Origin of the sequence: Sphingopyxis sp. BE235 (genome assembly GCF_031457175.1) — a bacterium.
In the GTDB taxonomy this organism is placed as follows: domain Bacteria; phylum Pseudomonadota; class Alphaproteobacteria; order Sphingomonadales; family Sphingomonadaceae; genus Sphingopyxis.
Window position 1 is genome coordinate 119,604 of the sequence record NZ_JAVDWC010000002.1, and the last position, 19,584, is coordinate 139,187.

A 19,584-nucleotide genomic window follows, 5' to 3' on the forward strand; every position below is an offset into this window, starting at 1 on the left:
CGCTTTTCGGGAAGCGCGCCTCTAGCAAGGGTGTTTATTTCCCGCTTGCTTGTATGAGCCAATCATTTCTGCGAGTGGGACATGATGCAATTTTATCCCGACGAGAATGATCATGTGGCCCGGCCGGTCATCGCGATTGGTCACGATTATCCGGACTCGTTCGAGCTGGCCGAGCATCGGCACCGTCGCAGCCAGTTTCTTTATGCCGCGAGCGGTGTGATGGCGGTCAGCACACCCTCGGGCGCCTGGGTGGCGCCGCCCGAGCGCGCGGTCTGGATTCCGGGCGGCACGCCGCATTCGGTGCGCATGGTGGGCGCGGTGCAGACGCGCAGCGTTCTCGTCGAACCCGGAGAATGTGCCGGGCGGGGGTTCCAGTGTCAGGTCGTCGGCGTGTCGCCCTTGCTTCGCCACCTGCTGTCCGCCGCCGCGCATGTGACGCCCGAATATGATGTCGCCGGGCGCGACGGGCTGGTCATGCATCTGCTGATGGCGGAAATCGACGCGGCGCCGCCGATCCCGCTGGCGGTTCCTTTCCCGTCGCACCCCGCGCTCGCAAGGCGATGCCACGCCTTCCTCGAACGGCCGAACGCGGCTGCGACGATCGATGAATGGGCCGATGCCATGGGAATGAACCGCCGCAGCTTCACCCGGCTCTTCCGGCGCGAGACGGCGATGAGCTTCGCCGAATGGCGCCAGCAGGCATGCCTGTCGGTTGCCCTTCCGAAACTGGCGGCGGGGGAGCCGGTGACGTCGATTGCCTATGATCTCGGCTATGATGGTCCGGGCAATTTTTCCACAATGTTCAAGCGCGTGCTCGGCGTTCCGCCGAGCCGCTACCGCTTGCCGTGATATATTCGGAGCCGTCGCCCGAGCGACGGCTCCGTTCGACGTGGTGCTCAGTAAATCCCGCTGGTCCCCGGCGTCGTGACACGCGCGGTCGTCGTCACCGTCGGAACCACGGGGGGCGGCGTCGGCGCGATGATCGTCGCGGTCGGGCGGCCGGGCTGGGAAAAGCTCGCCACGACGGGCGCGTCGCGGCCATAGATATCGGCGAGCTTCTTGGTGCCGCCCTTGCCGTCGGGAATGACGGTCCAATAGGCGACATAGACGGGGAAGGGGTTCTCGAACCCGAAGCGCGTCGTCGCACCGCTTGCGATCGCCTCGCCGAATTCTTCGGGGCTTTTCCCGGCGAACATCACTGCCATCAGGCCCGAGAAGTGCAGGGCGCGCTCGGTACGGATGCAGCCATGGCTGAACGCGCGCGCCGCGGCGGCGAACGCGCCCTTCGACGGCGTGTCGTGCAGATAGATGGCGTGCGGGTTGAGCATCTCCATCTTCATCACGCCCAGCGCGTTGTTCGCGCCGGCCTTTTGCACGACCGACAGCGTCTTGCCGCTGCCCGTCCAGGTATAGCCCTGCGCGCGCGCCGCTGCCGGGTTGCGCGCGATCGTGGCGCCGATGCCTTCGTTGATGATGCTGCGCGGCAGCGTCCAGGTCGGGTTGACGATGATGCCCGTCGCCATCGGGTTGAGCTGCGGCGTCGGGGTCGCCGACTTGCCGACGACGGCCTTGTGCGTCGCGATGATCGTGCCGCCATGGACGACGCGCGTCAGATATTCGGGGACGTTGCTGACGACATAGCGTTCGCCGAGCGCGCGCGGCATCCAGCGCCAGCGTTCCATGTTGACGCGGATCGCATTGGCGTCGGCGGTTGTCTTCGCTTTTTTGAGCGACGCCTTGAGCGCCGCGAAATCGGGATGCACGGGGTCGAGCGTCGCGAGCGTTTCGCTCACTGTGCCCGCACCGAGCGCCGCGGCGAGCAGCGACAGCAGGGGCTCGCTGTCGCCATCGCTGTCGACCATGAACCACTGCTTGCGCGCCGCATTGGGCGTCCGCCCGTCGCGCAGGTGCGTCGCGAGCAGCAGGAAGGTATCGGTCGCGGTCTTGTCGAGCCGCTCCTGATCGCCGCTCATGATCGCGGCGGCGAGCGCATCGGGGCTATAATCCTTCGCGAACAGCCCTTCGGCGCCGACGCCCTCGATCGATACCAGCAGCGCCTCGGCATTCTGCTTCGACCAGCTCGGCAAATTCGCTTCGGCCGCGGTTTCGACCACGGGGGCGTCGTCCTGCACCTTGTCGGGCTGGAGGATCACCGAATCCTCCTTGACCCCCGGCTGCGCGAAAGCGGGCACCGCGAGCAGGCTCAGCGGAAGAAGAAGCGCCGCAGCTGGACGCGCCGAAAAGGGGGAGTTTTTGACCATGGTTAAAGCCCATAGCCAAAAAGCATCCGCAGTTAAAGTGAGCTGCCGCACACTCCGTCGCAAGAATAGATGTCAGGCTTTCGCCGCCTCATCCTGCTTTGCCAGCCATTCCTCGAGCCACTTGATCGTATAGTCGCCGTGGATGACATCGGGGTCGGCGAGCAGCGCCTGATGCAGCGGGATGTTCGTCTTGACGCCGCTGATCACCATTTCCTCGAGCGCGCGGCGCATCCGCATCATGCAGCTTTCGCGCGTGCGGCCGTAAACGATCAGCTTGCCGATCATGCTGTCGTAATAGGGCGGGATCGAATAGCCGGCGTAGAGCCCGCTATCGACGCGCACATGCATGCCGCCCGCGGCGTGGTAATTGGTGACCTTGCCCGGCGAGGGCAGGAAGGTGCGCGGGTCCTCGGCATTGATGCGGCATTCCATCGAATGGCCGCGGAATTCCAGGTCTTCCTGTTTCACCGACAGGTCCGATCCGCCCGCGATACGAATCTGTTCGCGGACGAGGTCGAAACCAGTGATCATTTCGGTCACTGGATGCTCGACCTGGATGCGCGTGTTCATCTCGATGAAGAAGAACTCGCCATTTTCCCACAGGAATTCGATCGTGCCGGCGCCGCGATAGTGCATCGCCGCCATCGCGTCGGCGCACACCTTGCCCATGCGCGCGCGTTCCTCGGCCGAAATGATCGGCGACGGGGCTTCCTCGAGCACTTTCTGGTGGCGGCGCTGGAGCGAGCAGTCGCGCTCGCCAAGATGGATCGCAGTCCCCCGGCCGTCACCGAACACCTGGAATTCGATGTGGCGCGGGTTGCCGAGATATTTTTCCATGTAAACGGTCGGATCGCCGAACGCTGCCGCCGCTTCGCTCGACGCCTGACCCATCAGGCTTTCGAGGCTGTCAGCGTCGGGGACGACCTTCATGCCCCTGCCGCCGCCGCCCGATGCGGCCTTGATCAGCACCGGATAGCCGATTTCCTCGGCCATTTTCCGGCACTCTTCACCATAGGTGACCGCGCCCGGCGAGCCCGGAACGACCGGCAGGCCGAGCGCGACCGCAGTGCGCTTCGCTTCGACCTTGTCGCCCATCGTGCGGATATGCTCGGGCTTCGGCCCGACGAAGATCATGTCATGCGCTTCGATGATTTCGGCGAAACGCTCGTTTTCGGACAGGAAGCCATAGCCCGGGTGGATCGCGTCGGCGCCGGTGATTTCGGCGGCCGAGATGATCGCGGGGATGTTGAGATAGCTGTCCTTCGCCGCGGGCGGACCGATGCACACCGCTTCGTCGGCAAGACGGACGTGCATCGCGTCGGCGTCGGCGGTCGAATGGACCGCGACGGTCTTGATGCCCATTTCATGGCACGCGCGATGGATGCGCAGCGCGATCTCGCCGCGGTTGGCGATCAGGAGCTTTTCGATGGCCATTTTTTTGATCAGCCGATGGTGAACAGCGGCTGGTCGAATTCGACCGGCTGGCTGTTCTCGACATGCACGGCCTTCAGCGTGCCCGACGCCGGCGCGGTGATCGGGTTCATCACCTTCATCGCCTCGACGATGAGAACCGTGTCGCCGGCCTTTACCGCCGAACCGATCGCGGCGAAATTCGGTGCGCCGGGTTCGGGTGAGAGATAGACGGTGCCGACCATCGGCGATTTGACGGCGTCGGCGAAGCTGTCGGCGGCCGGGGCCGCGGCAGCAGCGGGCGCTGCGGCGGTGGCCGGGGCGGCTGCGGCAACCGGCGCGGCGGCGGGAGCGTAAGCGACGGGCGCGGCGTTCAGCGTGCGCGCGACGCGGATCTTGCGCTCGCCGTCCTCGACTTCGATTTCGGACAATCCGGTGTCGTCGAGCAGCTCGGCGAGCGCGCGCACATAGGCCGGATCGACGTTGATGCCATTGTCTTTATGGTCACCCATGAGAATATTTCCTGTTGTTGCGGCGCCGTTGGATGCGGCGCTCTGACCCCGTTTTTGATGCGCCCTATTGTCAGAGACGGGCGGCGGCGTCCAGCGCCAGCGTATAGCTGTTCGCGCCATGCCCGGCAAAATGCGCCACCGCGGCCATGCCGACATAGCTGATGTGCCGGAATTCCTCGCGCGTCATCGGGTCCGACAGATGGACCTCGATCACCGGCACCTTGATCGACCGGATCGCGTCGTGGATCGCGATCGAGGTGTGCGTATAGCCGCCGGCGTTGAGCAGCACCGCCTTGGCGCCCGCGATATAGGCTTCGTGCAGCCAGTCGATCAGCACGCCTTCGTGGTTCGTCTGGCGACATTCGACGCGCAGCCCCAGCTCGTCCGCCTGCGCCTCGAGCCGCGCGTGGATGTCGTTCAGCGTGTCGTGCCCGTAAATCTCGGGCTCGCGGGTGCCGAGCAGGTTGAGGTTGGGGCCGGAGAAGACAAAGACGGTCGGCTTGTCGGTACGCTCGTTGGTCAAGGGTTTGGCTTTCGGTTGCGAGGAGGCGCGCTCCCCCTATATGGGCTGCTCGGCAAAAGGCAAAGCAAGGCGGATTCCCCAGTGATCTCGGTCATCCTCAACGGCGAACGACGGCAGGTGCGCGAAGGCAGCATCGCCGACCTCGTCGCCTCGCTCGGCCTCGACGTGAAGAAGATCGCGGTCGAGCGCAATCGCGACATCGTGCCGCGCTCGACGCTCGCCGACGTCGCGCTCGCCGAGGGCGATGCGCTCGAAATCGTGCATTTCGTGGGGGGCGGTTGATGCCGGTCGCACGGATCATACCCAACCGCTATGCCGGCGACGCGCGGGCCGGCGAGGGCTTTTTCAACGATGTGCTGGGGCTGGAAATCGCGATGGCGATGGATTTCATCACCATCTATCGCTCGGGCACCCAGCCGATGGCGCAGATCAGCATCCTGACCGAAGATCCATCGGGGCTGCGTCCCGCCTATTCGGTGGGTGTCGACGATGTCGATGCTGTGCATGCGCGGGCCGTCGCGGCAGGGCACGAGATAGTCTACGCCCTGCGCGACGAGCCGTGGGGCGTCCGCCGGTTTTTCGTTCGCGATCCGCTCGGCGACATCGCGAATGTGGTACAGAATAAGGATTGAATGTGGACAAGATCGACAGTTGGACGGTCGCCGGCCGGACTTTCACATCGCGCCTGATCGTCGGCACCGGAAAATATAAGGATTTCGAGCAGAATGCCGCGGCGGTCGCGGCGTCGGGCGCGGAAATCGTCACCGTCGCGGTGCGGCGCGTCAATGTCTCGGACCCGACGGCGCCGATGCTCACCGACTTTATCGACCCCAGGAAGATCACCTATCTTCCCAACACCGCGGGCTGCTTCAACGCCGACGACGCGATCCGCACCTTGCGGCTGGCGCGCGAGGCCGGCGGCTGGGATCTGGTGAAGCTCGAAGTGCTCGGCGAGGCGAAGACGCTCTATCCGAACATGCGCGAGACGCTGGAGGCGACCGAAGTGCTCGCTAAGGAAGGCTTCCTGCCGATGGTCTATTGCGTCGACGATCCGATCGCCGCGAAGCAATTGGAAGACGCAGGCGCGGTCGCGGTGATGCCTTTGGGCGCGCCGATCGGCTCGGGCCTCGGCATCCAGAATCGCGTCACGATCCGCCTGATCGTCGAAGGCGCCTCGGTGCCGGTGCTCGTCGATGCGGGCGTCGGGACGGCGAGCGACGCCGCGGTGGCGATGGAGCTTGGCTGCGACGGTGTACTCATGAACACCGCGATTGCTGAAGCGAAAGACCCGATCCGCATGGCGCGCGCGATGAAGCTCGCGGTTGAGGCCGGACGCGATTCCTATCTCGCGGGGCGCATGGGCGTTCGTCGCTACGCCGATCCGTCGAGCCCGCTGGCGGGGCTTATCTAAGCCCTTCAGTCCGGATAGACTTCGAGGCCCATCGCCGCGAGCAGATGCGGCTGCTGGCCCGCGGATACGATCATGCCCTCAAGGGTTGCGAGTTCCCTGAGGTTCAGGTCGGCGACATCCGCGCCGCGCAGGTCGGCGCGCGCTAATTTGGCGCCGGCGGTGAGCGCGAGGACAAGGTCGCTCCCGCGCAGGTCGGCGCCTTCGAGATCGGAATCGAACAGGACCGCTTCGCGAAAATTCGAGTTCGAAAGCTCGCAATCGGGCATCCGGACGCCGTTCAGATCGGCGAACTCAAGGTTGCAACCGCGAAAGGCCGCTGCCGTCTTGACGAGTTTGCGGCCGAACGTCCGGCTGAAATCGGCCTTGTGAAACTCGGCGCCGCGCATATTGCAGGCATCGAATTCGACCCCGAACAGCGTCGAACGATCGATCTTGGCAAAGGAAAGGTCGCAGCGCCTGAAACGCGATTGATCGAGACGCGAGAAGGCGAATTGCGCGCCGACGTGGCCTGCGTCGTCGATGAAGGAACAATCCTCGAAAATCGCATCGCGCATATCGACATTCGCGAAGCGGCATCGGATCAGGCGGACCTGGGCCAAGCGAGCATCCTGCAGGCAGGTTCCCGTAAACTGCACGTCGCGCAGCACGCATTTCGTCAGCGTCGCGCCGGCCAGATCGACTTCGGCAAAGTCGACGCCCGAAAGATCAGCGTCTTCGATCATGCAGCCGGGTTCGAGTTTCACCGCCATCTTTTCCTCTCAGCCGTCGCGCGGGCCGATGCAGTACGCAATGGCGTGGAACGTATCAAGAACAATTATGCCGACCGACCGACTGTCCCTTGCCTCGAACGCTTTGCCTCGTACCCGGAACAAACGTTGCCGCGATCCGTTGGTGTGGCAAGAGGCGAGTCCCTCCCGCCTCTGAAAACCAAGGAGAAACCCCGTGGGTGAATTCACCGAAAAGGCGAAAGGCATCGCCAACGAAGCAGCCGGCAATGCGAAGCAGGCGGCCGGCAAGGCGACCGACAACGAGCGCCTTCGCGCCGAAGGCGAAGCGCAGGAGCGCAAGGGCGAAGCCCAGAATCTGAAGGGCAAGGTCCAAGGCGCGCTCGGCGACAAGATCTGACCACTTGCGCGTCACGCAAGCAATGAAAAAGGCCCCGGGGTATCCCTCTCCCCGGGGTCTTTTTCTATATCCTCCCTGTCGCGAAGCGATGGGGAGGGGGACCGTTCGCGAAGCGAAGGGTGGAGGGGCCGCGACGTCGCGCCATGGCCCCTCCGTCAGCGCTTCGCGCTGCCACCTCCCCATGCCTTCGGCACAGGGAGGATCAATTTACTTCCCTCCCGACGCCACCATGTCGACGTCGGTCATCGCGCCGTCGCGGCGCATCATCAGCACATAGGCAAGATCGCCCTTCGTGCCGCCGAGCATATGCTCGTTGCCATTGATCCGATGGTCGCTGGTGTAACCGGCGCGGATCGCCATCGTGTGATAATAGTCGAGCACCGCCTGCATCGACGCCGCGGTCTGGAAATTGACGACGCGGATGTTGCACTTGCCGCCAGCGATGCCTGCGGCTTCGCGCAGCGTCGCGCGCGGATAGACTTTGAACGCGGCGGGAAGGCGATCGGCCCAGGCGTTGCTGTAGGTCAGCTTGGCGTCGCAGCTGCCCTTTTGCTGGTCGCGCGCGAGCGCGCCAATCGTCACGGGGCGCTGCTTGGCTTCGCAGCCGTCGCATCCGGCCTCGAACGGTAGAGCTTTCGGTGCAGAGAGCAACTTGCCCGCTGCAAGGGCCGCACTGGCTTCCGCAACGGTCGCGGCCTTGCCGCCCGCGACGCCGGGAACACCGCCGTCGATGGGACGGTTACCCGGACCCACGGCATTTTTGTTCGATTGGCCCGCAAGCTTCGGGTCGACCATGATCTTGTCTTCGAGCGAACCCTTGATCGCCGGGTCGGCGTTGGTCAGCCCGTCGTCGAGCGGGGCGAGGTCGGCCTTGGCATTGGGATTGTCCCGGCACCCGGCGAGCGGTGCCGCCGCCATCAGCAAGCCGGTAACCAGCCATTTTCCGCGCAACATCATCGCTAACACTCCCTTAATCCATTGCCGGGAATGCCCTATTCTGGTCAAAAAGGCCCAAATAAAATGCGTTAACGGGCAAGGCTTTGTTTGGGGAAAACTGTCTCGGAGCGAGACGCTTTTGCGCTTTCGCTCACGCTCCGGGCAGAAATTCCTTGCGCTTGACGCGCCATGCGTCGGCGCTTTGGGTCCATGCATCGACCGGCGCATCCTGAAAAGGCGGGGGCAGGCGGGTCGGGCCGCTGTTCGTCGCGCCGAGCCGCTTCGCGAGCGCCTGCGAGCGCGTGTTCGCGGGGTCGATGCTGTGCATCAGCTCGGGCCATTTCAGGAATTCGACCGCGAAATCGCAGGCGGCGACGCTCCCTTCGAGCGCATAGCCCTTGCCGGCGAATTTGGCGCGCACACCGTAACCGATCTCGGGCGCGGGCCAGCCGTCGGGCTCCCACGGGCCGAGGCGTCCGACCCATTCGCCGGTCGCGCGCTCGATCACCGAGAACATCGAAAAGCCACGGATGTGCCAGGCACCTGCAAGCGTACACCACATGCGCCACGCCTGCGAGCGCGGGCAGGTGCCGCCGATGAAGCGCATCGTGTCTTCTTCGGCGCACATTTCGGCAAAGCCGTCGAAATCCTCGGTCGCGGGCGGACGCAGGATCAGCCGCTCGGTGACGAGCAGGGGGCCATTCAACATAGCGGGTCAGAACCCTTTCATTGCACGTTCGAGGCGTCGAAATGGCAAAGATATCGGGTTCGGGCGGGTGAAGCGGGTAGCATCGCTACCCGCAAGGCCGCGCGGGCCCGAGATCGAAGCCATTTCGACGTCCCTGCGGGATTTGACCGATTTTGTCCATGGCTGCGTCAGCGAGCCTTGGAATATGATCATATGCCTGCGTCTCGCTTCCTGGCCCTGAACAAAATCGCTTCAAACCTCGAACGCGCAATGAAAGGGTTCTGACCCTCATTCTCCCGCAGCAATTGGCCGACACTTCTGCGGCAAGAGGAGGCTTTGGGCAAGGGATACGCTTGAGGACGCCGGCGGTGAAGCCGGCGTCCTCGCCATCAGCGTGCGTGAGCGGAGGGGTCCAAACTCACGCTCGAGACGGTTAGCGTTATTGCCTTAGCGGCAGCGATATTTGTCGCGGTCGATCTCGCGGCCGAGCAGGGCGCCGCCCGCGGCACCGAGCACGGTGCCGAGCAGCTTGTCGCCGCCACCGGCGATTTCATGGCCCGCGAGGCCGCCGACGGCGCCACCGATCAGTAGGCCGGTCGTGCCATTATCCTTCTTGCAGCGATAACGGCCATTATCGTCGCGCCAGATGCGGGTGTTCGAACTGACGCGCTCGTCATGGTAATGACGCTTTTTGCGCTTGTGAAAGCTGCTCGACTGGTCGAGCTGATGGAAGCCTTCGGCCTTCGCCGGAGCCGCGATACCCGCATAAGCAGGCGCGGTCAGGGCGACGCTGGCGGCAGCAAAAGCGCCCATCATGCCCTTGGTGAAATTACGCATAAAAAGTCCTTTCCTGGTCTCGGCGCCTCGTCCCGCTTGTACAGGACCGGGCGCTTCGATGGGAAAACGAGCCGGGCTGCAAAGCCGTTGCATGAACCCAAGGCAACAAGACGAGCCGAGCACTTCCATCGACGAACCGAAAGGCTCTTGCCGCATCGGCGGCGGCATGCGACAATCTCGGCATGCTCAATATCGGATCGCTCGTCATTGGCGCTATCGCCTTGGTTTTGGCCGTTTTTGCGTTCATCCCGCTGCTCGGCTGGGCGAACTGGGTGATCATACCCTTCGCCGTCGTCGGTCTTGCGCTCGGCGCGATGTCGGACAAGACGAGCGGGCGCAACCTGAACATCGTCGTCATCGTCATCGGCGTCATCCGCCTGATGCTCGGCGGCGGCATCATCTGATCCAGCCGGGCTAGACGATCATGAACCAGCCAGCGGCCCCCGCGGGGAGCAATCAGGGCGGCTTGCCCTTTGCGATCAGCGCCTATCTGATCTGGGGCTTCGTTCCGCTCTTCTTCAAACTCCTGTCGAGCGTTCCGCCGGTCGAAGTGCTGGCGCAGCGCATCGTCTGGTCGCTGCCGCTCTGTTTCCTGATCATGGTCTTCCGCCGCCAGATCGGCGAATATCTCGCGGCGCTTCGCGATTGGCGCGTGCTGCGGCTGCTGCTTGTCAGTTCGGTGCTGATCGCGCTCAACTGGCTCGTCTATATCTATTCGATCTTCACCGACCACGTGCTCGCCGCCAGCCTCGGCTATTATCTCAATCCGCTCGTCAATGTGATGCTCGGCATGATCTTCCTCGGCGAGAGGCTCTCGCGGCTTCAGGCGCTTGCCGTGGTCATCGCCGGGATCGGCGTCGCGATCCTGCTCGCGGGCGCGCTCGACACGCTGTGGATCAGCCTGACCCTGGCGTTCAGTTTCGGCACCTATGGCCTGATCCGCAAGATCGTGCCCGTTGGCTCGCTGCCGGGCCTCGCAATCGAGACGACCTTGCTTTTGCCGCTCTCCGTCGCCGGTGCGGCCTATTATATCTGGCTCGGCGACGGCCGCGGTTTCGGATCGGAAGCGGGGATCAGCTGGCTGCTCGCCGCGGGCGGGGTCGTCACCGCGGTGCCGCTCCTGCTCTTCGCGACCGCGGCGCGGCGGATGAGCTATGCCGCGCTCGGCTTCGTCCAGTATCTGGCGCCGAGCATCGCCTTCCTGCTCAGCCTCTTCGTCTTCCACGAACCGCTGAAGCCCGCGCAGCTTGCCTGCTTCCTGCTGATCTGGGTCAGCATCGCGGTGTTCAGCTTCGACATGTGGCGCAAGATGCGCGCCGACCGGATGATGCCGGCGGCTTAGTCGGCCCGTTCCCTGCTTCGTCATGCCGGACTTGATCCGGCATCCACCGCGGCGCTGAAGTCATGGACCCCGGATCAAGTCCGGGGTGACGAAAGGATATTAAACCAGCCGCCAGCCCAATGTTTCGCCGGCATGGAACGGAACGACCTCGCCGACGCGCTCGGGAACGACCGTCTCGCCGCGTTCGAGCGTTACCGTGCCGGTGTTGAGCGGCAGGCCATAGAAATTCGGGCCATGTTCGCTGGCGAAGCCTTCGAACTTGTCCAGCGCGCCTTCCTCGTCGAACACCTGGATATAGGATTCGAGCGCATAGGGGGCGTTGAAGATGCCCGCGCAGCCGCACGCGGCTTCCTTCGTGTGCACCGCATGCGGCGCGCTGTCGGTGCCGAGGAAGAATTTGGGCGAACCCGACACCGCGGCGGCGCGGACGGCGAGCCGGTGTTGCTCGCGCTTGGCGACGGGCAGGCAGTAAGCGTGCGGGCGGATGCCGCCGACGAGCATCGCGTTGCGGTTGATGTGGAGATGCTGCGGCGTGATCGTCGCCGCGACATTGGCGGGGGCGGCCGTCACAAAATCGACCGCTTCCGACGTCGTGATATGTTCGAACACGATTTTCAGGCCCGGCAGGTCGCGGACGAGCCCCTTCAGCGTGCGCTCGATGAACACCGCCTCGCGGTCGAAAATGTCGACGTCATGGTCGGTGACCTCGCCGTGGATGAGCAGCGGCATGCCGATTTCGGCCATCCGTTCGAGCACGGGCATGATCTTCGCGACATCGGTGACGCCATGCGCGCTGCCGGTGGTGGCGTGCGCGGGATAGAGTTTCGCGGCGGTGAAGATTCCCTCGGCATGACCGCGCGCCATTTCGTCGGGGCTGCTGTGATCGGTGAGATAGGCGACGATCAGCGGGGCGAAGTCGAGCCCGGCGGGCACCGCGGCGTTGATCCGGTCGCGATACGCCGCGCCTTCCTCGGCGGTCGTCACCGGCGGCGACAGGTTCGGCATGATGATCGCGCGCGCGAACTGGCGCGCAGTATATTGCGCGACATGATCGAGCATCGCGCCATCGCGCAGATGGACATGCCAGTCGTCGGGGCGGCGGATCGTCAGGCGGTCGGTCATGTGCGGACTCGTCAACTTGGGGTTGGTTTTGGCTGGGGCGTCCCTAGATTATCGCCATGACCAATACCACCCTCAACGACCGCGCCCTCATCCGTCTGTCGGGGGAGGATGTCCGCGGCTTCTTGCAGGGGCTGGTGACCAACGATACTTCGGGCAATCTGCCGGTGTGGGCGGCGCTGCTGACCGCGCAGGGCAAGGCGCTGTTCGATTTCCTGATCTGGGGCGACGAAGGCGACGTGCTGATCGATTGCGAGCGCGAGGCGGCCGAGGCGCTGACGAAGCGCCTGACGCTCTATCGGCTGCGCCGTGCGATCACGATCGCGGCCGAACCCGATCTGGCGGTCCATTGGGCACCTGCGGGCGATCTGGGCGTCGTCGACCCGCGCCTTCCCGAACTCGGCCAGCGCTGGCTGGCCCCGGCCGGTGAAGGCGAGGGCGCCGACGCCGCATGGCGCGCCCACCGGCTCGCGCTCGGCGTCACCGAAGGACGCGCCGAACTGGGTGACGGCACGACCTTGTGGCTCGAATGCAATGCCATCGACCTCAATGGCGTCAGCTTCACCAAGGGCTGCTATGTCGGACAGGAAAACACCGCGCGGATGAACTGGCGGCAAAAGGTCAACCGGCGGCTGGTCGTCGTCCCGATCGCCGAGGCCGACGAAAAGCGGCAGGTCATCGCCTATCCCGACCTCGGCTGGTCGGTCGAGCACCGGCGGACCGAGAATATCGAAGCCGCCGCCGCACCCGCGTGGCTCCGCGAGGGGCTCGCCGCCGGTTCATGACAGATGCAGCCTTTGCTGGTAGACTGCCGGGCATGCGCGCTATGCTGATTTCGTCGGCGCTCGCCGCCGCTTTCGCCCTGTCGGCTCCTGCAGTTGCGGCGCCGACGTCGTTGTTGCCGACCGAACCCGAGGCCGCGCAACCCTCTTCCAGACTCGCGCCGCTGGCGGAGGACTCGGCCTGGACGCCGCGCTTTGCAGCCGCCGCGGACGCGCTCGCGACCGCGCTCCGCTCGCGCGATGAGGCGCAGTGGGCGCCGCTGCTCGGCGGGCAATGGCTGTCCGCCGCGGATCGCGAGCGCGTCAGGAATTTGCTCGGCGACCCGAACAGCCCGTTCCTGCCTGCGCTCCTCGCGAAGGGCGTTACCCATCGCGCGATCCTCGGCTGGAGTGCGCCTGCGTCGCTCAGCGCCGAAGAACGCGCCGCGATCGAGAAAGGCCAGGAGGCCGAGGCGCTGGTGTGCTGGTCGGCGGGCGGAAACGGCGCAGGGCCGTGGCCGTCGACCGCGGTCGAGGCCGACAATCGGCCCGGCCGCTTCTATGCCTGCGCGCGGATCGCCTACAGCATTCGCGGCGAGACACCGACGTGGCGCGCGTTCATCGAACAGCGCGAGCCCGCTTAACCAATCTCGAACCCTCTTCTGCCAAAAGCGCCTCATGTTGGGGCGCTTTCTCGGTCTGGCTGCGGTGATCGCGGCGGTTTCGGTCGGCTTGGCGGGCGTCGCCAGCCGGTCCTCATCCAATGACGCGGTCGAAACGTCGAATGCCATTTCGGGCAATCACGACAATTGGACGACGCATAAAGTTCGCAAGGACCGGTCTTTAGCCGCGGCCGAAGCCAGTGGCCATTCGGGCCGGCCGAGCGAGGTGTTGCTCGCTCGATCAGGCGATTCGCATTTCTATGCCGATACCGAGATCGACGGGCGGAACATTCGCATGCTCGTCGACAGCGGCGCGTCGATTGTCGCGCTGACCCGCAGTGATGCCGAGGCGATCGGGATCAACGTCGACGATCTTCCGGTCGGCGGTAGCGCGAACACCGCGGGCGGCGTCGTGCCGATGCGGATGGTCACGCTCGACAGTGTCGAGGTCGAGGGGATCGAGGTGCGCGGCGTGCAGGCGGCGGTCATCGACGCCGACATGGGCGTATCGCTGCTCGGCCAGAGTTTCCTCTCGAAACTCGCCGCGGTGAACGTCGAAGGCGACACGATGACGCTGCGCTGATCGGACGTCGGCTTTGACGCGGGGGCCTGCCACCGCATATTTCCCTTCGTCACGCCGGACTTGATCCGGGGTCCCGCTTGAAATCAAAGCCAGTTGATGCCTCAAAAAGCGGGATCCCGGATCGAGTCCGGGATGACGAGATAGGATGTGTTGCGCGTCGATCGGGTAGCAATGCTCGCCCCCACGCTTGCCATTTCCGCCGCATTTCCCCACATCGGCCGCCATGAACGCTCCCAATCCTCCGATGCGCGCGGCGATCGTGCCCGTCACCGCTTTCCAGCAGAATTGCACCCTCCTGTGGTGTACCGCGACCAACAAGGCGGCCTTCGTCGATCCCGGCGGCGACCTCGACAAGCTCAAGGACGCCGTCCGCCAGACCGGGGTCGAGGTCGAAAAGATCCTCGTCACCCACGGGCATATGGATCATTGCGGACAGGCGGGGATGCTCGCGAAGGAGCTCCGGGTGCCGATCGAGGGGCCGCACGAGGACGACCGTTTCTGGATCGATGCCTTCGCCGAGGACGGCGCGCGCTTCGGCATGGTCGGCGAATCGTTCGAGCCCGATCGCTGGCTGGTCGACGGCGACACAGTGACCGTCGGTAATCTGACCATCGACGTGATCCATTGCCCGGGGCACACGCCGGGCCATGTCGTCTTCCACCACGCGCCGTCGAAGCTCGCGATCGTCGGCGATGTGATTTTTCAGGGATCGATCGGCCGCACCGACTTTCCGCGCGGCAATCATCAGCAATTGCTCGATTCGATCACGCAGAAATTGTGGCCGCTCGGCGGCGACACGACCTTTCTGCCCGGGCACGGCGCGCACAGCAATTTCGCGCACGAACGGCGCACCAATCCGTTCGTGAGCGATATGGCGTTAGGAACGGCGGGTTAATTCCCCTCCCGCTTGCGGGAAGGGCTAGGGGAGGGCATGTTTCGGCCCTCAGCTAATGACAAGTCCTCCCCCGACCCCTCCCGCAAGCGGGAGGGGAGCAATCACTTCGGCGCGGCGACTTCGGTTTCGACGATCTCGGTCGTCGTGATACTCGTCGGCGTCAGATAGACGACCGCGAGCGCGCCGATCGCCAGGCCGAGCTGGGTCAGCATGGTGATGATCGTGCCGACCATCCGGCCCCACATCATCCCGTCCATGCCGATCGTGTGGAGGATGCGCCCGACAAGATAGAGCGCGCCAACGCCCCACAGCCAGAGCGATGAGCCGAGGCCCAGCTCGACCAATGCGAGCAGGATCAGCACGAACGCCGTGTTTTCGACGAAATTGCTGTGCGCGCGCATGCGCCGCGTCAGGGGCTCGTTGCCGCCGTCGCCGATGAAGACCTTTTCCTTTGTGCGGACGCGGCCGACGCGCACCGCAAGCCACAGGTTGAGCAGCGCCGCCCCGGCGGCGATCGTCAGGCTGATCGGCAAGATTATCATCTGGTTTCCCCCTTATGGACCGGTGCGTTTCGCTTGCCGGCAGCGGGCAGGGTGTGACATCCCCCGACCGGGGCGGCAAGCCTGTACGGGGATGGACGCAATGGGCTTGCCTTTGCGGGCAAAAACGCTATAGCCCCGCCCGATCCGGCACCCGACACCATATGGCGTTGAGGCACCCTCCGGCGGAAGTTTTTCCCTGTCGAACATCGGCAGGAGCGGGCTTCGGCGTGGCGGGCGGGCCAGTCATTTCCGGCGACGGCGGTGACAAATCCGGGTAGCCGATTCGTGACACACTATTTAAGAATGCAGGAAATATCATGGCCGTTCCCAAGCGAAAAACCTCGCCCTCGAAGCGCGGCATGCGTCGCAGCCACGACAGCCTGAAGGTCGAAGCCTTTCAGGAATGCCCCAATTGTGGCGAGCTGAAGCGCCCGCACAATCTTTGCAACGCCTGCGGCCACTATAATGGCCGTGAAGTGGTGTCGGTCGGCGCGTAAAAATCAAGCCGGAGGGCATTAAATGGCACTGACACCGCGAATCGCAATCGATGCGATGGGCGGTGACGTCGGCGTGCGCATGATGCTCGCCGGCGCCGCGATGGCGCGCCACAAGCACGATGGCCTCCGCTTCATCCTCGTCGGCGACGAGGTGCAGATCAAGGCGGCGCTTGAAAACCACCCCAATCTGCGCGCGGCGTCGGATATCATCCACACCGACGGCGTGGTGTCGGGTTCGGACAAGCCGAGCCAGGCGCTGCGCAAGGCGAAAAGCACCTCGATGGGGCTCGCAATCGACGCGGTAAAGCGCGGCGATGCTGGCGGCGCTGTGTCGGCGGGTAACACCGGCGCGCTCATGGCGATGGCGAAACTCGCGCTGCGCACGATGCCGGGGATCGACCGGCCGGCGCTCGCGGCGTTGCTGCCGACGCTCGGCGACAATGACGTCGTGATGCTCGACCTCGGCGCCAACACCGAATGCGACGCGACCAACCTGACGCAATTCGCGGTCATGGGCGCTGCCTATGCGCGCACTGCCATGGGGCTCGAACGCCCGCGCGTCGCGCTTTTGAACATCGGCACCGAGGAGCTGAAGGGCACCGACGAGATTCGCGATGCTGCCGCGATGCTCCGCGCGGCCAAAGGGCTGCCGATGGAATTCGCGGGCTTTATCGAGGGCGACAAATTGTCGCGCGGCGATGTCGATGTGATCGTGCACGACGGTTTTTCGGGGAATATCGCGCTGAAAACGATCGAGGGGACGGCGCGTTTCGTGACCGACCTGCTGCGCCGCGCCTTCACCAGCTCGACGCGCTCGAAGATCGGCTTCCTGATCTCGCGCCCGGCGACCGAGCTGCTCAAGCATCATCTCGATCCCAACAACCACAATGGCGCGGTGTTTTTGGGCCTCAACGGCGTGGTGCTCAAAAGCCATGGCAGCGCCGATGCGAAGGGGGTGGCGAACTGCGTCCACCTCTGTGCCGAACTGATCGAGAAGGATATCACGCGTCAGGTGACCGAGGATCTCGCGAATTTCCGTAGCGGAGCCGCAGCATGACGCTCCGCGCCATATTGGCCGGCACCGGCTCGGCCTTGCCGCGCACGCGGGTCTCGAACGCCGAGCTTGCGGCGCGCGTCGACACCAGCGACGAATGGATCGTCGAACGCACCGGCATCCGTTTCCGCCACATCGCCGAACCCGACGAGACGACGGCAACGCTCGGCGCCGATGCGGCGAAGCAGGCGCTGGCGGCTGCGGGGCTTGAGCCCGCCGACATCGGCCTGATCATCGTCGCCACCGCGACCCCCGACAATACATTCCCGGCCAGCGCCACCAAGGTGCAGGCGCTGCTCGGCATCCCCGATTGCATCGCCTTCGACGTCGCGGCGGTCTGCTCGGGCTTCCTTTATGCCGTGTCGGTCGCCGACTCGATGCTGCGCACCGGCGCGGCGAAGCATGCGCTGGTGATCGGTTCGGAAACCTTCAGCCGCATCCTCGACTGGGAAGATCGCACGACGTGTGTCCTCTTTGGCGACGGTGCGGGCGCCGTCGTGCTGTCGGCGAAGGACGTCGACGACGATCAGGGCATCCTCGCGACGCGGCTGCATGCCGAGGGAAAATACGCAGATATGCTTTATGTCGACGGCGGTCCGTCGACGACCGGCACCGTCGGCCACGTCCGGATGCAGGGCCGCGAAGTCTTCCGCCACGCCGTCACCAACCTCGCCTCGGTTCTGGGCGAAGTGATGGCCGATGTCGGGCTGTCGGCCGAGTCGATCGACTGGGTTGTGCCGCACCAGGCGAACAAGCGGATCATCGACGCCACCGCGAAAAAGCTGGGTTTGCCGCCCGAACGCGTCGTGCTCACCGTCGATCAGCACGCCAATACCTCGGCGGCGTCGGTGCCGCTTGCGCTCGACCTCGCAGTGCGCGACGGGCGCATCAAGCGCGGCGATCTTGTGGTGCTCGAGGCTATGGGCGGCGGCTTCACATGGGGCGCTGCGGTTTTGCGCGTCTGACGCTTCGCTCCGGCGCGTCAACTTCTCGCTCCATCCGTTTCAGTTTGGCGGATTAATTCGCATTTGTTACATATGCGAACAGGGACTCGTGACGGTGGGGGCTGTCAGGGAACTCATCGTGCATTTTCGCTTCAGAGGGGGAAGGGATCAACATGACCGCAGGGACTCTTACGCGGGCCGACATTGCGACGCGGATCAACCAGCAGATCGGGCTGTCGCGCAATGAATCGGCCGCAATCGTCGAATCGATTCTCGATCATATGTCCGATGCGCTCGCGGTCGGTCAGAATGTGAAAATCTCGGGTTTCGGCACCTTCGTCCTGCGCGACAAGGCGCAGCGGATCGGCCGCAATCCCAAGACCGGCATCGAAGTGCCGATCCTGCCACGTCGCGTGATGACCTTTCGCGCCAGCCAGACGATGCGAGCCCGCGTTGCCGGCAAATAGACCGCACCTGACCCATGTCGGGTTTTGAGATGACCGACGATGGCGGCAAGGCGTCCGGCGCCATGCTCGCCATCGGCGAACTGGCGGTGCGCATCGGCGTCCCGACGCATGTCCTGCGTTATTGGGAAACGCGTTTCCCGCAGCTGAAGCCGCTCCAGCGGTCGGGCCGCCGCCGCTACTACCGCGCCGAGGACGTCGCGCTTGCCGAGCGCATCCATCATCTGCTGCATGTCCAGGGCTTCACCGTCGAGGGCGCGCGCAAGGCGCTGTCCGAGCCGGGCGCAGCGCCCACGGCGCGTGCGCCATTGACCCGCGAGGTGCTCGACAGCACCGCGCCGATGCGCGTGGTGAGGGGAATTCCGGTCGAGGCGCTGGTCGCGCTCCGCCAGCGGCTCGCCGCGGCGCTCGGCTAAGCCTTAGTCGTTATCCATCGCCGGCGCGAGCGCCGGGTCGAGATCGCGCGGGCGAATGAAGCCCGTGAAACGCGCGCTGTTCGTATCGAGATCGTGCCAGTTGCCGATGTCGAGTTCGAGCCGCGCGAGCGCCGAGGTCGGCAGCTTTTCCTCGACCTTCGCGCGCAATTCGTCGCCCGCCGATTCGGGAACGAGCATCAGGATCAGGTCTTCTAGCCCCGGGTTATGCCCCGAAATCAGCAGATGCTCGGAATCCTTGCCGGTGTCGCGGATCACGTCGATCAGCGTCGCGGCCGACGCGAGATAGATACGCCGGTCCCAATGCGGCTCAAGCCCGTCGAGGTCGGCGGCGGGCTGGAAGATGTCGAGCGTTTCGGTCACGCGCACCGCGGGCGAGGCAATGATGCGGTCGATGGGCAGCTTCTGGCGCTTGAGCCACTGGCCGATCAGTTCGGCGCCGCGCGCCCCGCGTTTGTTGATCGGGCGGTCGAAATCGCGCTCGACCTGCACGTCCCAACCCGATTTGGCATGGCGCAGGATAGTCAAAGTCTTCAAAATCGCTCCCCGCGCCGTTGCGCCATGCCCTCGTTCGCGGGCCTTGT

General features: G+C 64.7%; 27 protein-coding genes. 16 read left to right on the plus strand and 11 right to left on the minus strand.

Translation table 11 applies throughout. The annotated features are described in order from the left end of the window. The first annotated feature begins 81 nt into the window (after positions 1-81). The gene (locus J2X38_RS07720; RefSeq protein ID WP_310252898.1) at positions 82-849 is read left to right on the plus strand and encodes a helix-turn-helix transcriptional regulator; all 768 of its coding nucleotides are present in this window, start codon (positions 82-84) and stop codon (positions 847-849) included. Between the two features lie 47 nt (positions 850-896). Here the strand turns inward: J2X38_RS07720 and J2X38_RS07725 are convergent, their stop codons facing one another. The 4 genes from J2X38_RS07725 to J2X38_RS07740 all read right to left on the minus strand — a co-directional run bounded on the left by J2X38_RS07725 (position 897) and on the right by J2X38_RS07740 (position 4,706). Further along, entirely contained in the window at positions 897-2,261 is a 1,365-nt protein-coding gene (locus J2X38_RS07725; protein WP_310252900.1) for a L,D-transpeptidase family protein, read from the minus strand. A gap of 72 nt (positions 2,262-2,333) precedes the next feature. Beyond that, positions 2,334-3,695 (minus strand): acetyl-CoA carboxylase biotin carboxylase subunit, encoded by a 1,362-nt coding sequence (gene accC / locus J2X38_RS07730; RefSeq protein ID WP_310252902.1) that lies wholly within the window; start codon positions 3,693-3,695, stop codon positions 2,334-2,336. 8 nt (positions 3,696-3,703) lie between these two features. Further along, complete coding sequence (gene accB, locus J2X38_RS07735; RefSeq protein WP_056373910.1) at positions 3,704-4,183, minus strand: acetyl-CoA carboxylase biotin carboxyl carrier protein; 480 nt, start codon at positions 4,181-4,183, stop codon at positions 3,704-3,706. A gap of 70 nt (positions 4,184-4,253) precedes the next feature. Then, positions 4,254-4,706, minus strand: a complete 453-nt coding sequence (locus tag J2X38_RS07740) for a type II 3-dehydroquinate dehydratase (protein WP_056373913.1) — start codon at positions 4,704-4,706, stop codon at positions 4,254-4,256. 81 nt (positions 4,707-4,787) lie between these two features. Between J2X38_RS07740 and thiS the strand changes: the two genes are divergently transcribed. Genes thiS through J2X38_RS07755 form a run of 3 tightly spaced genes read left to right on the plus strand, consistent with a single transcriptional unit; the run spans position 4,788 to position 6,117 of the window. Continuing rightward, positions 4,788-4,988, plus strand: a complete 201-nt coding sequence (thiS, locus tag J2X38_RS07745) for a sulfur carrier protein ThiS (RefSeq protein WP_310252905.1) — start codon at positions 4,788-4,790, stop codon at positions 4,986-4,988. Further along, positions 4,988-5,338, plus strand: a complete 351-nt coding sequence (locus tag J2X38_RS07750; protein WP_310252907.1) for a VOC family protein — start codon at positions 4,988-4,990, stop codon at positions 5,336-5,338. Before thiS ends, J2X38_RS07750 begins: the two co-directional genes overlap by 1 nt. A gap of 2 nt (positions 5,339-5,340) precedes the next feature. Further along, a complete protein-coding gene (locus J2X38_RS07755; RefSeq protein ID WP_310252909.1) occupies positions 5,341-6,117 on the plus strand; it encodes a thiazole synthase in 777 nt (258 codons plus the stop codon). 5 nt (positions 6,118-6,122) lie between these two features. Here the strand turns inward: J2X38_RS07755 and J2X38_RS07760 are convergent, their stop codons facing one another. Beyond that, complete coding sequence (locus J2X38_RS07760) at positions 6,123-6,860, minus strand: pentapeptide repeat-containing protein (RefSeq protein WP_310252910.1); 738 nt, start codon at positions 6,858-6,860, stop codon at positions 6,123-6,125. A gap of 199 nt (positions 6,861-7,059) precedes the next feature. Here J2X38_RS07760 and J2X38_RS07765 point away from each other — a divergent pair, with 199 nt between their 5' ends. Then, complete coding sequence (locus tag J2X38_RS07765; RefSeq protein WP_037516121.1) at positions 7,060-7,242, plus strand: CsbD family protein; 183 nt, start codon at positions 7,060-7,062, stop codon at positions 7,240-7,242. Positions 7,243-7,449: 207 nt separating this feature from the next. Here the strand turns inward: J2X38_RS07765 and J2X38_RS07770 are convergent, their stop codons facing one another. The 3 genes from J2X38_RS07770 to J2X38_RS07780 form a co-directional block, all read right to left on the minus strand. Continuing rightward, positions 7,450-8,199: a hypothetical protein gene (locus J2X38_RS07770; protein ID WP_310252912.1), complete on the minus strand. Its 750-nt coding sequence runs from the start codon at positions 8,197-8,199 to the stop codon at positions 7,450-7,452. A gap of 130 nt (positions 8,200-8,329) precedes the next feature. Further along, positions 8,330-8,887: a GNAT family N-acetyltransferase gene (locus J2X38_RS07775; RefSeq protein ID WP_310252914.1), complete on the minus strand. Its 558-nt coding sequence runs from the start codon at positions 8,885-8,887 to the stop codon at positions 8,330-8,332. A 426-nt stretch (positions 8,888-9,313) separates the two neighbouring features. After that, on the minus strand, positions 9,314-9,703 hold the full coding sequence (locus J2X38_RS07780) for a glycine zipper 2TM domain-containing protein (RefSeq protein ID WP_310252916.1): 390 nt from the start codon (positions 9,701-9,703) through the stop codon (positions 9,314-9,316). Positions 9,704-9,885: 182 nt separating this feature from the next. Between J2X38_RS07780 and J2X38_RS07785 the strand changes: the two genes are divergently transcribed. Together J2X38_RS07785 and rarD are read left to right on the plus strand one after the other, a co-directional pair. Then, positions 9,886-10,107, plus strand: a complete 222-nt coding sequence (locus J2X38_RS07785; protein ID WP_037516131.1) for a membrane protein — start codon at positions 9,886-9,888, stop codon at positions 10,105-10,107. A gap of 20 nt (positions 10,108-10,127) precedes the next feature. Next, positions 10,128-11,045, plus strand: coding sequence for an EamA family transporter RarD (gene rarD / locus J2X38_RS07790; RefSeq protein ID WP_310252918.1), 918 nt, complete (start codon positions 10,128-10,130; stop codon positions 11,043-11,045). A 99-nt stretch (positions 11,046-11,144) separates the two neighbouring features. Here rarD and pyrC read toward each other — a convergent pair whose 3' ends face one another. Continuing rightward, positions 11,145-12,167, minus strand: a complete 1,023-nt coding sequence (pyrC, locus tag J2X38_RS07795; RefSeq protein WP_310252920.1) for a dihydroorotase — start codon at positions 12,165-12,167, stop codon at positions 11,145-11,147. A gap of 56 nt (positions 12,168-12,223) precedes the next feature. Between pyrC and J2X38_RS07800 the strand changes: the two genes are divergently transcribed. The 4 genes from J2X38_RS07800 (at position 12,224) to J2X38_RS07815 (ending at position 15,065) form a co-directional block, all read left to right on the plus strand. After that, the gene (locus J2X38_RS07800; protein WP_310252922.1) at positions 12,224-12,949 is read left to right on the plus strand and encodes a folate-binding protein; all 726 of its coding nucleotides are present in this window, start codon (positions 12,224-12,226) and stop codon (positions 12,947-12,949) included. 32 nt (positions 12,950-12,981) lie between these two features. After that, positions 12,982-13,569, plus strand: coding sequence for a hypothetical protein (locus J2X38_RS07805; protein WP_310252924.1), 588 nt, complete (start codon positions 12,982-12,984; stop codon positions 13,567-13,569). A 34-nt stretch (positions 13,570-13,603) separates the two neighbouring features. Beyond that, positions 13,604-14,170, plus strand: coding sequence for a TIGR02281 family clan AA aspartic protease (locus J2X38_RS07810; RefSeq protein ID WP_058539973.1), 567 nt, complete (start codon positions 13,604-13,606; stop codon positions 14,168-14,170). A 223-nt stretch (positions 14,171-14,393) separates the two neighbouring features. Further along, positions 14,394-15,065, plus strand: coding sequence for an MBL fold metallo-hydrolase (locus J2X38_RS07815; protein ID WP_310252926.1), 672 nt, complete (start codon positions 14,394-14,396; stop codon positions 15,063-15,065). 101 nt (positions 15,066-15,166) lie between these two features. Here the strand turns inward: J2X38_RS07815 and J2X38_RS07820 are convergent, their stop codons facing one another. Beyond that, positions 15,167-15,607 carry an MAPEG family protein gene (locus tag J2X38_RS07820; protein WP_310252928.1) on the minus strand — a complete coding sequence of 147 codons (441 nt, stop codon included), beginning with the start codon at positions 15,605-15,607 and terminating at the stop codon, positions 15,167-15,169. Positions 15,608-15,924: 317 nt separating this feature from the next. Between J2X38_RS07820 and rpmF the strand changes: the two genes are divergently transcribed. From rpmF to J2X38_RS07845, 5 genes are all read left to right on the plus strand, one after another. Beyond that, positions 15,925-16,104, plus strand: coding sequence for a 50S ribosomal protein L32 (rpmF, locus tag J2X38_RS07825; protein WP_011541714.1), 180 nt, complete (start codon positions 15,925-15,927; stop codon positions 16,102-16,104). Between the two features lie 22 nt (positions 16,105-16,126). Beyond that, positions 16,127-17,161, plus strand: coding sequence for a phosphate acyltransferase PlsX (gene plsX / locus J2X38_RS07830; RefSeq protein ID WP_058538197.1), 1,035 nt, complete (start codon positions 16,127-16,129; stop codon positions 17,159-17,161). Beyond that, positions 17,158-18,123 (plus strand): beta-ketoacyl-ACP synthase III, encoded by a 966-nt coding sequence (locus J2X38_RS07835; RefSeq protein WP_310252936.1) that lies wholly within the window; start codon positions 17,158-17,160, stop codon positions 18,121-18,123. Before plsX ends, J2X38_RS07835 begins: the two co-directional genes overlap by 4 nt. 152 nt (positions 18,124-18,275) lie before the next feature. Next, positions 18,276-18,569, plus strand: coding sequence for an integration host factor subunit alpha (locus J2X38_RS07840; RefSeq protein WP_037516152.1), 294 nt, complete (start codon positions 18,276-18,278; stop codon positions 18,567-18,569). 29 nt (positions 18,570-18,598) lie between these two features. Next, a complete protein-coding gene (locus J2X38_RS07845) occupies positions 18,599-18,982 on the plus strand; it encodes a MerR family transcriptional regulator (RefSeq protein WP_310252938.1) in 384 nt (127 codons plus the stop codon). 3 nt (positions 18,983-18,985) lie between these two features. Here the strand turns inward: J2X38_RS07845 and J2X38_RS07850 are convergent, their stop codons facing one another. Continuing rightward, entirely contained in the window at positions 18,986-19,537 is a 552-nt protein-coding gene (locus J2X38_RS07850; protein WP_310252940.1) for a histidine phosphatase family protein, read from the minus strand. Positions 19,538-19,584: the final 47 nt, after the last annotated feature.